Raw genomic sequence first — 13,499 nt, 5'->3', positions numbered from 1 at the left:
AGGACGGAGGCGAGTGCAATGACCGCGACGACGATCGAGGCGACGACAGAGCGGAAGGCGCGTCCGGCACCGGCACACACGTGGCCGCCGACCGCCGACACCGGCGACGTGATGCTGCGACTGTGCCGCGCGGAACGGCGTGTCGAGGCGCTGGCGCTCGCGGTCCAGCTGCTGTGCGGCGAAGACACGACACCCGCCCGGCGGCAGGCCGCCGAGCTGCTCAACGAGCTGAGGCTGTAGGCGTCAGCCCGCGGCGGGACCCAACGGCGCCGGGCGTTCTGCCCGGCGCTCACGGCTGTGCGGCGTGCGTCAGTGGCGGGCGACGAGGACCGGGGCCGAGGCGTGGTCGAGCACCTGCTGGGTCACCGAGCCGAGCCTGAGGTCGTCGAAGCCGCCGGTTCCGCGGGGACCGAGGACGATCATGAGCGCGTCGCGGCCCGCGTCGAGCAGCGCCGCGGCCGGCGCCGCCTGGACGGTGCGGGGCTCGACCGGCACGGACGGGTACTTCGCCCGCCACGGTGCCAGCTCGGCGGCCAGCGCGTCGTGGGCCGTGGCGGCGCACCGGGTGAGGTCCGTGGCACGGCCCCACCGGTGGGCGGGCTCCTGCCAGGCGCGCACCGCGATCAGTGGCACCCCGCGCGACATCGCCTCCGCGAACGCCAGCTCCACCCCGACCTCGGCGTGTGCCGAGCCGTCGGCGCCGACGACGATCGGCTGATGCTGCGGCAGCGGCACCTCCGGGCCGGCCCACCGCTCCGCGTGGTGCACGACCAGGACGGGACAGCCCGCGTGCGCGGCCAGCTGCAGCCCGACGGAGCCGATCCGCAACGAGTGGAAGCCACCCGTCCCTCGGCTGCCCACCACGACGAGCGCGGCGGATTGCGACTGGTCGACGAGCACATGGGCCGGGCTGCCGCGCCACGTGAACGTGGTGACGAGCAGGCCGGGTTGCCAGTTGCGGGCCTCGACCGCGGCGTGCAGTGCGACCTCGTGCTCATCGGCCGCCGGTTCGAACGCGTCCGGAACGGCGATCACGTGGGCTACCCGTAGCAGCTGCCCGTGACGCATCGCCTCGTCCACGGCCCAGCGGACAGCACCGAAGCTCGCCGGCGAGCCGTCGACACCCACGATCACCGGTCGACGATTGGTGGTCATGACCCCCTCCCGTTTGTCGGCGGGTCCGTCCCTACCCTCACCGTGCCGCGGCATGCGCCGCGGCGGCAGTGGAATTCGGCCCGCGCCTGGACCGTCAGCGCCGGCCGAAGTGCTCGCGGTGGGCCGCTCATCCGGTAGGGCCGGGCCGGGGTGCTGCGGCCGGTCCGGCCCGTGCGGCGAGTACAGCCGCGGCGGTCGCGACGGTGATGGTGATCAGCGCGCCGAGGATCAGCGCGGCGGGTTCGCCGTCGGCCAGCAGGTGCTCCTGCGTGCCGAGGGTCGCCGCGGCGACGGGCACACCGACCTGGGCGGAGGCGAGGGCGGCCAAGGAGGCCGGTTGCCCGGTTGTCCGTGCGACGAGATGTGTCAGCGTTGCGCCGACACCGAGAGCGATGCCGAGCCCGATCAGCGCCGGCCGGTGGCCGAGGGCGGCGAGGTCGAGCGACGCGCCGAGCCAGACGAAGAACACCGGGCCGATGAAACCCTCGGTGACCGCGAACAGTTGGCGTGCGAGCCGGCGCGGCTCACCGACGGCGGCCACGGCGAGTCCGAAGCCGAAACCGGCGAGCATGACCGAGATCCGGGTCGCCTGCGCCACCGCGCCGAGGCCGAACAGCAGTGCCAGATTGAGTCGCAGTTCCAGCGCGAACTTCCGCCGCGCGGACAGTTGGTGGACCGCCTTGCGCCACCCCTTGCGCTCCACCAGTCGCAGCACGGCGAACAGCCCGATTGTGCAGATGATGAGCACGGCCGCGCCGAGCGCGGACCGACCGGCACGCGCCGGATCGATCGCGAGTGGCAGCGCGAGGATGCAGACGGCATCGGCGAGCGCGACCTGAGGCAGCAACTGCAGGATCGGCAGCCCGGTCAGATGCATCGCATCGATGATCGGCAGGACCAGCGCGGCTGAGGACGACGCGAGAAGCACCACATAGAGGGCGATGTGTCCGGTGCCGAACGCGCGGGCGATCACGAACGCGACGGGAACCGCCGCCGCGGCGACGAGCACCGCGCGCAGCGCCCCCAGCGGCAGGGCCGTCCGCAACGCCGGGTCGCGGACCGGCACGTGCGAACCCGCAACGAACATGACCAGCGCGAAGCCGATGTTGGCCAGGAACGTGAACAACGCGTCGTCGGCGTGCAGCACACCCGCTCCCGACGGGCCGAGCGCCACCCCCGTCAGCAACTCCCCGACGACGACGGGCGGTCCCCAACGCCGAGACACCGCCAGCAGCGGACCGGCCAGGCCGGCCACGCAGATCAGCGCCAACAGACCGAGGCTCATCCCGGATCCCCCGGTGTGGAGGGGCCGTCACCGCCGCCGGGCATCCCTGCAGGCGCCGGCGGAACGCTTGCACCGCCCACACCCGTCGCCGGCACGTGCCGCCGTGCCGCCGGCCGATCCGCCAGACCGATCGACATGTTCATGGCGCCGACCTCCCGGCTGTGCACCTTCGCGTCCGCTTCCCCGACCTCACCCACAGCATGGTCTGCGAATGGCGGACGTGCCCACGCCTGTCAGGCAAAGCTACCTACCTACCTGGCTGGGCTGCGGCTCGTCGGAGCCCGGCGCTGACGTGGCCACGTCCGGCGACCTGGTCGCGGTCAACTGTCGTGCGGACGCGTCGATCCCGCCACCGGCACCCTTCGCCGAACTTGTCGCGGATCCGCCGCAGGGAAGCGGTCTTCCACCCCCACCATGCCGCGGCATGCGCCTAGCGGCAGGGCATTCGGCCCGTTCCTGGACGGTCAGCGCCAGTCGAAGTGCTCGCGGTGGATGTTGCGGTTCGGGATGCCGGCCTCGCGGAACCGGCGCACGAACGCGCCGACCATGCCGGCGGGGCCGCACAGGAACACCGACACCGCTCGCGGGTCGTCGTGGCCGGCGGCGGCGGCGAGGACCTCGTCGGGGGTGAGGTAGCCGCGGGCGCTGGTGTCGTGCAGGTGCACCCGGACGTTGTGCGTGCGGGCGACGGCGGTGATCTCGTCGGCGAACGGTGCCGCGCCCTCCGTGCTGTAGAACAGGTCGACCCGGGTCGCGGACGGGAACCGGTCGAGTGCCCGTATCCAGCTGAGGAACGGGGTGATGCCGATGCCGCCGGCGATCCAGATCTGCTGGTCGGTGCCGCGGGCGTGGTCGAAGCGGCCGTGCGGGCCGCCGACGACGGCGGGCATGCCGGGCTGGACGAGGGTCTGGATGCCGGTGGTGTCGTCGCCGAGCGCTTTGATGGTGAAGCGCAGCACGTCGTCGTGGGGTGCGCTGGAGATGGTGAACGGATGCCGTCGCCAGCCGCCGGCGCTCTCCAGGAACAGCATGGCGAACTGGCCGGGGGTGAAGCGCAGAGGCCGGCCGACGGGGGACAGGGCGAGCTCGGTGAGGCCCGGGCCGATCGTGGTGACGGCGGCGACCTGGTAGTCGTGCAGCGGCAGGAAGTACCGGGCGACGGTCTCGCGGTAGACGTAGAAGGCCACGCCGATGCCGCCGGCGACGAGGTAGCTCCAGCGCAGCAGGGCCGACCCGAACGCGGTGCCGTCGAGCAGGCCGCTTCGGCGCCGGCGAGCTGACCCGCGAACGACAGCCACCCGCCGTCGGACGGGCCGACGATGATCCAGACCGCGGCGTACCCGCCGGCCAGCGCCCACACGCTGGCCGGGCCGAGTCGTCGCGCCGGGGGCAGCACCGATCGCACCGATGCGGTGACCGGTCGGGCGAGCAGCGTCACCCCATCACCATCCCACCGCCGGCGACGACCGGCGCGAGATCCGGCAAAGCCGGCGGACCCGTCCCGCCGGCGACGGTCGCGGCGTGCCGCGCGGGTCACAGCGGCATCATGCTGACCCGGTTTCCTCACTGGCCGGCGATCCACGGCGCGATGCGGTGCCGGTTCATGAGCCGAAGTGCGCGGCGTCGAGCGCGGCCTGCAGGGAGCGGCGGTAGCCGTCGCTGGTGACGGTGGCGCCGGACACCGAGTCGAAGTCGGCGCTCTGCGCCCGCAGGACCGCATCACGCAGCGCCGGCACCGCATTCGAGTTGATCTCCCGGTCGCGCCGGTTGCCGCTGGGCACCTGCAGCGCCACCACGTCGGTGATCCGGCCGCCGGAGATGGTCACCCGCACCTGCACCGGCCCCCACCGGGTCTGCGAGACGGTGCCGTTGACGACCGTGGAGCCCGGCGGGGCGGAGGAGCCGGCCGACGGCCCGGGGGCTGGGCCGCCGGGCACCACGCCCGGCGCCGCGCCGACGACGCCGGGCGTGTCCGGGGCCGTCGCACCCATCGTGCTGGTGCGGTAGCTGAACAGCAACACGACCGCCGCCACCGTGGACATCAGCCACAGCGTGATCCGCCTCATCCGTGCCCTCCCTACCAGCTGATCGCTCGGTGTGCACGCGCCGCGGGGTCACGCTGGACGCCGGCTACAGGCCGGGTCGGAAGAGTGCGAGGCACCGTGTCACTGTGCCGCGCGGTTCTTCGAGGATTCTTAGCCCACCGCGTGCCAAGCTTGGGCCCGTGCTCAACGCTCCCGCGCCGCCCAGGCTGCTGCTGGTCGAAGACGACCGGCGCATGGCCGGCGTGCTGCAGGAGTTGCTGGCCGACGAGGGCTACCTGGTGGAGTGGGCCCGCGACGGGCAGGAGGGGCTGCATCTCGGGCTGTCCCGCGCGTACGACGTCATCGTGCTCGACCGGCGGCTCCCGGCGATCGAAGGACTGGACCTGCTGCGCCGGTTGCGAGGGCGCGGCGTCACCACGGCGGCGCTCGTGCTCACCGCCAGGGGCACGGTCGCCGACCGGGTCGAGGGCCTCGACGCCGGGGCCGAGGACTATCTGACGAAGCCGTTCGACGCCGAGGAACTGCTGGCCCGGCTGCGGGCACTGCGCCGCCGCCACCGCGAGCAGGCCGACCAGCTGCCGATCGGGCGCCGGTGGCTCGACGCGACGACCCGCCAGGTGCACGGCCAGTCGGGTGACGTGGTGGCGCTGTCGGACCGTGAGTGCGCGCTCCTGCGGACGCTCGCCGCGCGGCCGCATCAGGTGTTCAGCCGCGACGACCTGCGCACGCTCGTCTTCGACGCCGCCGAGAACCCGGGCGTCGTCGACACCTACGTGCACTACCTGCGCCGCAAGCTGGGCCGCCCGGTGGTCAGGACGGTGCGTGGGCTCGGCTACCAGCTCGGCTCCGCATGACGGGCAGACCCGAGACGCGCCTGCTGCGCCGCGCCACCGCCGTGATCGCCGCGCAGGTCGCCGCCGCCGTCGCCGCGACCGTCGTCCTGGTCAGCGTGCTGGCGTTCTCGCTGACCATCCGCGCCGAGCACCGGGCCGAGGAGCGCACCGTCCGCGTGCAGACGCTTGCCGCCGGTGCGGACCTGATCGGCACCGAAGGTGTGCTGCTGTTGCGCCGCGCACCTGACGGCGCCGTCACGGCGAGCGGCGGCACACCGCCCGCCGTCGTCCGGATGGACGTCACCCGGCTGCGGCCCGGACGCGGCAACGCGACGGTCGGCGGCCGGCACTTCGAGGCGTACGCGGTGGACGGCGCCGACGGCAGCCGGACCGTCGGCCTGCTCGACGTCACCGCCCGCGAGGAGTCCGGCGAGCGCCTCATCGGATCCCTGCTGGTCGCCGGCCTGATCGGGATCGTCGCGGCCGCATCGGTCGGTGCCGTCCTCGGGCGGCGGGCGGTGCGCCCGCTGGCGCGCGCCCTCTCGCTGCAGCGACGCTTCGTGGCCGACGCCAGCCACGAGCTGCGCACCCCCTTGGCCGTGCTGCACACCCGCGCCCAGCTGCTGCAGCGGCGACTCAACCGCGACGTCGACACCGCACGGGTACGCGCGGATGTGGCCGAGCTGGTGGCCGACACCCACGCTCTCGGCGAGGTGGTCGACGACCTGCTGCTGTCCGCGGAACTGTCGCACCGGCCCACCGGCGGCGTCGCGGTCGACGCCGCAGGCCTGGCGCGGGAGGTTGCCGCGTCCGTGGAGCCGCACGCCGGTGCGCAACACGTCACGTTGCGCACCGACATCGGTGCGGGGCCCCTGGACGTGACCGGGGTGCGGTCCTCACTGCGTCGGGCCCTCGCGGCGCTGGTCGACAACGCCCTCGGCCACGTCAGCGCGGGAGGCACCGTCACGGTCAGCGTCGGCCGGGCGGACGACCGCGTCTGCCTGGCGGTCGTGGACGACGGCGTGGGGCTCGACCCGGCCCGGGCCACTCACCTGCTGGCCCGCTTCGCGCGCGGCGAGGATCCCGTCGACCGGCCCGGCCGCCGCTTCGGGCTCGGGCTGGCGCTGGTGCAGGAGGTCGTCGTCGCGCACGGCGGGCAGCTGCGCATCGACGGCAGCCCCGGGCACGGCGCCCGCTTCACGATGATCCTCCCCGCGGCCCCCGTCCCCGCCGGTCCTGCGGCGGCGGCCGGGGAGTAGGAGCGGTTCGGGACCTTCGGCCTTGGAACGGTGGCCGCGGCGCGTGGACCATGAAATGTGGTCGGTCCGCGGTGCCGACCGGCTCCCCAGGTGGACGGAGGAACGGGATGTCCGTTTGGCGCGGGTCGCTCGTCGGCCGGCTGCGTCCGGCCTCTGTCACCCGGTGGTGGGCCGTCCGGGAGGCCATCCTGTTCTGCCTGGTGGCGCTGCTGCTCATCGCCGGTGTGGTGGCCGCCGCCGTGGGTGCCGGCGGCTGGGCGTCCGCCCTGTGGACCGGTGCGGCGCTGGTCGGGCTGGCCTGGTCGACGGTCACCATCGCCGTCGCGCTGCTGCGCCGCCGGCCCTCGGTGGATGTCATCGCGTGGCTGGCGCTGGCGGGCGCTCTGCTGGTCGGCGAGCCGCTGGCGGGCGCGGTGATCGCCGTCATGCTGTTCACGGGCGGTGTGCTGGAGGCGCGCGCGTCGGCCCGGGCCCGCCGGGAGCTGGGCCGGCTGGCCGCCGGAGCGCCGCGGATCGCCCGCCGGGAAGGCCCGGACGGCGTGGCGGAGATCCCGGTTGACCGGGTCGTGGCCGGCGACCGGCTGCTGGTCGGTGCGGGCGAGCTCGTCCCGGTCGACGGCCGGCTGCTCGGCGACGGCGTGTTCGACGAGTCGGCGCTGTCCGGCGAGCCGCTACCGGTCGAGCGTCGCGCCGGCGACGACATCCGCAGCGGTGTCGTCAACGCCGGGCCGGCGGCGCGGATGCTGGCCACCGAGACCGCGGCCGCGTCGACCTACGCGGGCGTGGTGCGCCTGGTCGAGCAGGCGCAGGCGAGCAGCGCCCCCTTCGTCCGCCTCGCCGACCGGTTCGCGCTGGCCTTCGTACCCCTGACGCTGCTGGTGGCCGGGCTCGCCTGGGCGATCTCGGGTGAGGCGGTGCGGGCCGTGGCCGTGCTGGTCGTGGCGACGCCCTGCCCGCTGCTGCTGGCCGCCCCGATCGCGATCATGTCGGGGGTGTCCCGGGCCGCGCGGTACGGGGTGATCCTCAAGGGCGGTGCGGCGCTCGAGCGGCTGGCCGCCGGGCGGGTCCTGCTGTTCGACAAGACCGGCACGCTGACCCGTGGCAGGCCGGTCCTCTCCGCCGTGATCACGGGCCATGACCTGCCGGCCGACGAGGTCCTGCGGCTGGCCGCAGCGCTCGACCAGGCGTCGGCCCACGTGCTGGCCGCGCCCATCGTGACCGCGGCCCGCGAGCGCGGGGCCGGCCTGCCGACGGCGACGGACGTGCGGGAACGGCCCGGTTTCGGCATCGAGGGGACGGTCGAGGGTCGTCCGGTACGCCTCGGCAAGGCGGCCTGGGTCGTCGACGGCGCCGCACCGGAGTGGGTGCGCCGGGCCCGCCGCCGGGCCGCGCTGGACGGGTCGCTGACCGTGTTCGCGGCGGTGGACGGCCGGCCAGCCGGGGTCCTGCTGCTCACCGACCCGCTGCGGTCCGACGCGCCGCGCATGATGCGGACGCTGCGCAACGCCGGCATCGAGCGCACCGTCCTGATCACCGGGGACCGGGCGGACATCGCCGAAACCGTCGGGCGGATCGCCGGAGTCGACGCCGTGTACGCCGACCGCGACCCCGCGGACAAGCTCGCCATCGTCCGCGCCGAACAGGCCGCCGCGCCGACCGTCATGGTCGGCGACGGGGTGAACGACGCCCCGGCGCTGGCCGCCGCCGGTGTCGGCGTCGCGCTGGCGGCCCGCGGTGTCACGGCCGCCGCCGAGGCGGCCGACGTCATGCTCACCGCGGACCGCGTCGACGGTCTCGCCGACGCGATCCTCGTCGCCCGGCGCGCCCACCGCATCGCCCGCCGTTCGGCGGCGCTCGGCATGGCCCTGTCGCTGGCCGCGATGATCCCCGCCGCGGCCGGGCTGCTCACGCCGGTGGCGGGTGCGCTGTTGCAGGAGGTGATCGACGTCGCGGCCATCGGCCTGGCCCTGACGGTGCTGCTGCCGCAGCGTACGCACACCGTCACCATGCCGACCGCCGACCTCGCCGTGACCCGGCAGCTGTACGCGCAGCACACCGCCATCCGCCCGCTCGTCGAGCGGATCCGGGCCGTCGCCGACGACCTCTCCGTCACCGGAGGCGACCTCGGACCCGTCCGTGAGCTGGTCGACCGCCTCGAGACCGACCTGCTGCCGCACGAGCGGGCCGAGGAGGCGCAGCTGCTGCCGATCGTCGCGCGGGCGCTCGGCGGTCCCGACCCGATCGCGGCGCTCAGCCGTACCCACGCCGAGATCGAGCATCAGATCCGCCGGCTGCGCCGCATCCTGCCGGACAGCGCCGGCCACGCCGAGCCGGAGGACGTGATCGACCTGCGGGCCGGCCTCTACGGCCTGTACGCCATCATGCAGCTGCACAACGCCCAGGAGGAGGAGAACGCGTTCAGCCTCATGCCGGCAGCGTCCGCCCCGACCTGAGCCTGACGACGTGGGCCCCGGGAGGACCTCCCGGGTCCACGTCCTGTGCTGGTCACAGTCCGGAGGCGGGCAGTCCCTCCAGCGTGAAGCGCTCCTGGAGCCAGGGCAGCAACGTCCGGTACGCCGTGATGGTGTTCGGCTGGCCGTTGTCGTGGGACAGCACGATCGAGCCCGGGCGGGTGTGACCCTTCACGTGGCTCACCACGCGCGAGATGTGCGCCGACGCGTCGCTGTCGTGGGTGTGCTCCCAGTCGCGCGGATCCACGTCCCAGGAGATCGAGTCCATGCCCAGCGCGCGTGCCTTGGCCACGAGGGCGGGCGTGAAGTTGCCGCCGGGCGCGCGGAAGTACCGGATCGGCACGTCCTGACCGACCACCGCGCGGATCATGTCGTTGGTGTGCTTGAGGTCCCAGTCGATGTAGGCGTCGTCGCGCTGGGCGAGGTTCAGCAGGTGCTGCCACGAGTGGTTGCACAGGGTGTGCCCGTCGGCGTAGATGGCCCGGACGAGGTCGGGCCGGTCGCGGACCCGGAAACCGACCATGCAGAACGTGGCGTGGATGTGCCGCTCCCGCAGCATTTCCAGCAGCTTGGGGGTGTTGATCGGGTCCGGCCCGTCGTCGAAGGTCAGCGCGACCGCCGGGCTCCCCGTGGTGATGAACGCGCCGAAGCGCCCGTCGCCGTCGTGGAAGGTCGGGCTGGCCGACGGCGACGCCGACGGCGTAGGGCTGGGCGAGGGCGCGGCGGCGACCGGCACCGCGGACACGGCCGGCGGCGGTTGCGCGGGCCGGTGCACCGGGACGCCGTCGCCGCCCAACGTGCCCAGCAGCAGTACCACGGCGGCCAGCAGGCCAGAGATCGTAGGGCGCACGCCTACCAGACGGCCGAACACCGCGACAGGGTTGCAACTGGTGCCGGCCCGAGTCAAGCCGGGTGCGGGTGCACGGTTCATGATCGCGGCACTCTTCCCATGCATCGATGAAGGGCTCTATGATGCTGATCAATTCATTGTGATCTCTGCCGGAGGTGGCAAATGCGGAAAATGACGATCCGCCACAAGAGTGCCGTTCGCCTGTTGTCCGGAGCGCGGCGGCTCTGGCTGGAATGGTGCTGGTAAGACGCGGCCGGGCGGGCGCCTCCGAGCGCCCGCCCTACAACTGCCACCGCGACCTCGGCCCGTACGCAGGGGTCGACGCATTCCTCGCCGACCTCGCCCGCGATCACCCCCGGCAGGCCGCCCGCCACTCCGTCGAGCTGCACTCCATCGTCCCGGCCCTGAATCCGGCCAGGATGACCGCGGCTGACGAGCAGCCGATCCGGTTCCACCCCGTTCGGCGCACGGCCGCCCTCTCGTTCGGGGCGGCGGAGTTCGTGGCCGCGTGCGCGGTACGCCGTCCCCTGACCGTCCACTTCGTCCACGCCGACGCGGCCGACGAGACGACCGCGGAACTGCTCGCGACGCTGACGCGGCGGCTCGCGTCGACTCCGACGGCCCTGCACCTCCACGACGGGGGAGCGCCCGGGCCGGAGGTCGAATCCCGGCCGACCCACCTACGGGCCATGCTGGGCGACAGTCTGGCGCGCGGCTTCTACCACCACGCCGTGCGTACCGCGCGGCGCGGCCGGGCCGCTGTCACACCCGAGACCGACCTTGCCCTCTGGTGGTCGTTCACCACGGGACTGGCCACCGCCCTTGCCGCGGTCGGCCACGCCGTTGAGGCACTCCAGCTGTACGCCGAAGCCCGCGCCGTCACCGACGATCCGAAGATCACGATGTCGGCCGCATACTCCACGGCCATGCTGTACGCCCGCCACCTTCCCCCGGCGCAGCAGGACCCGGCCCTGGCCAGACAATGGCTGGAGACGGCACTTCACCTGGCCGACGGCATCACCGACGAACGCCGGCGCGTCGTGTCGACCATCTTCTACGAGCAGGGCATCGCGCTGTTGGACAGCCGCGAGGGCCGGGTGGACGAAGCGCTGGAACTGGTGAACTCCGGTCTGGTGAAGCTGTCCACCGTCCTGGGCGCCGATGAGCGTCGGCAGGACCAGGCCCGCCTCCGGCACAACCGGGCCCAGCTCCACCTGGCGCTCGGAAAAGCCGCCGAGGCGCTGGCCGACCTCGACGACGTCATCGCCTACGACCCCGAGAACTGCGAGTACTACGTCGATCGGGCGGCCCTGCACCGTGCCGCCGGGCGTACGAGCGCAGCCCTGGGCGACTACGCGGCGGCGATCCGGCTGGGACCACACCTGCCAGAGGCGTACTACAACCGCGCGACGCTGTATGAGGAGACCGGACGGAGCGGGGCGGCACGTGAGGACCTACTGCGCGTCCTGGCCATCGATCCGGCCCATCTCGACGCCCGCGTAGCCCTCGCGAACCTCCATCTCGCCCGGGGCGACCTCGCCGCCGCCGAAGCATGCGTACGCTCAGCCCCGGCCGAGCGGCGCGACGCACCCGCACTGCTGTGCACGCTGGGTCTGATCCGCTCCGAACGCGGTGCCCTCGACGAGGCCGACGATCTGCTGACGCGGGCCCTCGACGCCGCTCCCGGGCTGGCCGAGGCGTGGACCAACCGGGCCGCCGTGCGCTTCGAACGTGGCGACGCCGCCGCTGCCGTGGCCGACCTCGACCGCGCGGTGGTGCTGTCGACCGCAGCCGAGCCCCGCTTCAACCGCGCCACCGCGCTGATGCGGTTGGAGCGCTGGGGCGAGGCTGCCGACGACCTGACTGCCGCGCTGTCCGTGCCCGGCCTGGACGCCAAGCTCCGCCGCGACCTGCGCGCCGGGCTCAACCGCTGCCGGGCTCATGCGTCGTCCCGCCGGCGCTGACGTCATCTTCGCCGCTCAAACCCGCCTGACCAGGGAACGCTCGACGCAACGGACCCGTCGCGGCGAGCGGGAGCGGTCACGACGCCACCGTCCGGCGGTATCTGGGGGCGGTCTCTTGCAGCAGCGCGTCGATCACCGGGGTGCAGCGCTCGTCGCCGGTCGCCTCGCGCAGGACCACGAGCGCCCGGCCGCGGGCCAGGTCGCAGCCCAGCCGGCGCAGTGTGTCGGCGGCGGCACCGGCCAGCTCGGCCGCGCCGTCGCGGTCGCCGGTGCGCAGCAGTGCCAGCGCGCGGGCAGTGTCCGCGACCGCCGCGGGCTGCCGGTAGTCGCATGCCCGCGCCAGGTGGGCCGCCGCCCGGGCGTGGTCACCGGCCCGGTCGGGGGCGCCTGCGGCGAGGTCGGCGTGCGCGAGCCCGGTCAGCGCCGCGACCCGGCCCTGTGCCGTCTGCGAGACGGTGGCCAGGCGCAGCGCCCGCTCCAGGTAGCGCCTGGCTACCTTATGGTGGCCGTGTTCCAGGCGTACCGTGGCCAAACTGTGCAGCACGAGCGCCTCGGCGGCCGGGTCCGCGCCCGAGCGCAGGGCGGCGAGCCCGGCCACCGCCGAGGCCAGCGCGGCCCGCAGGTCACCCTGCAATGCCTGCACGACGGCGAGGTGCCCGGCGGCGGCGGCCTCGCCCTCGATGTCGCCGAGCCGCTCATAGCCGGCCGCGGCGTCTGCCAGGCAGCGGTGGGCGCGCCCGAGCTGGCCGCGGTGCAGGTGGATGACGCCGAGGTTGATCCGGGCGGACTCGGCGCCGAGCCGCGAACCTGACCGTTCGTGCAGCGTGAGCGCCTCCTGCAGCACTTCGGCCGCCGTGTCGAGGTGGCTGGTCAGGGTCCGGACCACGCCGAGGTTGTTGAGGGTGGTCGCGGCCCCGCTCGGGTTGCCGGCCGCGCGGTGCTCGGCCACGATCGCGGTGAAGTGCCGCGTGGCGCTGCGGGAGCGGCCCAGCCGGGACTCCAGCACCGCGGCGAGAGAGCGTGCGGCGAGCTGCCCGGCCGGCCAGCCGGCCCGGACGCTGAGCCGGCGGCCGTGCCCGGCGTGCCGCACCGCTTCGTCGGGGTCGCCCTTGATCGTGTGCGCGACCGCCAGGCTCACGTGGAGCGCCGCGCTGGCCCGCACGGCCCCGTCGCGCTGCGCGGCGGTGAGCCCGGCGGCGGTCACCGACAGCCAGCTCGGCAGGTCACGGTTGGCCATGAACGGCACCCTGAGCGGCACCGCGAGCCGCCAGGCCATGTCCGCGACCCCGCGGCCGGGGGCTGCCAGCGCCGCGGTGCACAGGTTCGGGTACTCAACGGCGAGCCAGGCCCGGGCGTCCGCGGCCTCGGGGAACAGGCTCCGGTCGGCGGGTTCGTCGTCGGCGCGCGGCACGTTCGGGGCGAGCCGGGCGGCTGCGGCCCGGCACCGGTCGACGTACCACTGGTAGGCGCGCCGGGTCGCCGCCTCGCGCCGGCCGGGTGGCTCGGTCGCCGCGGCCAGCGCGGCGGCGAACTCGCGGAGCAGGTCGTGCATCGCGTACCGGCCCGGGCGCACGGTGCTGAGCAGGTTCGCGTCGGTCAGCCGGACCAGCAGGGGCGCCACCTCCGCCGCCGGCAGG

Annotated in this window: 11 protein-coding genes; 5 read left to right on the top strand and 6 right to left on the bottom strand. The window is 74.3% G+C overall.

Annotation, left to right across the window (positions count from 1 at the left end; all coding sequences use genetic code 11):
• The first annotated feature begins 18 nt into the window (after positions 1 to 18).
• On the top strand, positions 19 to 240 hold the full coding sequence (locus ABD332_RS33515) for a hypothetical protein (RefSeq protein WP_344506358.1): 222 nt from the start codon (positions 19 to 21) through the stop codon (positions 238 to 240).
• A 69-nt stretch (positions 241 to 309) separates the two neighbouring features.
• Here ABD332_RS33515 and ABD332_RS33510 read toward each other — a convergent pair whose 3' ends face one another.
• The 4 genes from ABD332_RS33510 to ABD332_RS33495 form a co-directional block, all read right to left on the bottom strand.
• Positions 310 to 1,155: a universal stress protein gene (locus ABD332_RS33510; protein ID WP_344506357.1), complete on the bottom strand. Its 846-nt coding sequence runs from the start codon at positions 1,153 to 1,155 to the stop codon at positions 310 to 312.
• A gap of 127 nt (positions 1,156 to 1,282) precedes the next feature.
• Positions 1,283 to 2,440, bottom strand: coding sequence for a cation:proton antiporter (locus tag ABD332_RS33505; RefSeq protein ID WP_344506356.1), 1,158 nt, complete (start codon positions 2,438 to 2,440; stop codon positions 1,283 to 1,285).
• Positions 2,441 to 2,904: 464 nt separating this feature from the next.
• A complete protein-coding gene (locus tag ABD332_RS33500) occupies positions 2,905 to 3,738 on the bottom strand; it encodes a ferredoxin reductase family protein (RefSeq protein ID WP_344506355.1) in 834 nt (277 codons plus the stop codon).
• A 303-nt stretch (positions 3,739 to 4,041) separates the two neighbouring features.
• On the bottom strand, positions 4,042 to 4,506 hold the full coding sequence (locus ABD332_RS33495; protein ID WP_344506354.1) for an FMN-binding protein: 465 nt from the start codon (positions 4,504 to 4,506) through the stop codon (positions 4,042 to 4,044).
• Positions 4,507 to 4,664: 158 nt separating this feature from the next.
• Between ABD332_RS33495 and ABD332_RS33490 the strand changes: the two genes are divergently transcribed.
• From ABD332_RS33490 to ABD332_RS33480, 3 genes are all read left to right on the top strand, one after another.
• Complete coding sequence (locus tag ABD332_RS33490; protein WP_344506353.1) at positions 4,665 to 5,339, top strand: response regulator transcription factor; 675 nt, start codon at positions 4,665 to 4,667, stop codon at positions 5,337 to 5,339.
• Positions 5,336 to 6,577 carry a sensor histidine kinase gene (locus ABD332_RS33485; RefSeq protein ID WP_344506352.1) on the top strand — a complete coding sequence of 414 codons (1,242 nt, stop codon included), beginning with the start codon at positions 5,336 to 5,338 and terminating at the stop codon, positions 6,575 to 6,577. Before ABD332_RS33490 ends, ABD332_RS33485 begins: the two co-directional genes overlap by 4 nt.
• A gap of 107 nt (positions 6,578 to 6,684) precedes the next feature.
• On the top strand, positions 6,685 to 9,030 hold the full coding sequence (locus tag ABD332_RS33480) for a heavy metal translocating P-type ATPase (protein ID WP_344506351.1): 2,346 nt from the start codon (positions 6,685 to 6,687) through the stop codon (positions 9,028 to 9,030).
• 52 nt (positions 9,031 to 9,082) lie between these two features.
• Here the strand turns inward: ABD332_RS33480 and ABD332_RS33475 are convergent, their stop codons facing one another.
• Positions 9,083 to 9,898 (bottom strand): polysaccharide deacetylase family protein, encoded by an 816-nt coding sequence (locus ABD332_RS33475; protein WP_344506350.1) that lies wholly within the window; start codon positions 9,896 to 9,898, stop codon positions 9,083 to 9,085.
• Between the two features lie 236 nt (positions 9,899 to 10,134).
• Between ABD332_RS33475 and ABD332_RS33470 the strand changes: the two genes are divergently transcribed.
• Entirely contained in the window at positions 10,135 to 11,862 is a 1,728-nt protein-coding gene (locus ABD332_RS33470) for a tetratricopeptide repeat protein (RefSeq protein WP_344506349.1), read from the top strand.
• 76 nt (positions 11,863 to 11,938) lie between these two features.
• Here ABD332_RS33470 and ABD332_RS33465 read toward each other — a convergent pair.
• Positions 11,939 to 13,499: tetratricopeptide repeat protein (locus tag ABD332_RS33465; protein WP_344506348.1), on the bottom strand; the 1,561-nt coding region annotated here is incomplete at its 5' end.

Origin of the sequence: Dactylosporangium maewongense, assembly GCF_039531485.1 — a bacterium.
Taxonomy (GTDB): Bacteria; Actinomycetota; Actinomycetes; order Mycobacteriales; family Micromonosporaceae; genus Dactylosporangium; species Dactylosporangium maewongense.
The sequence above is the reverse complement of the archived record's forward strand: the minus strand, read 5'-3'. Positions and strand labels throughout refer to the sequence as shown.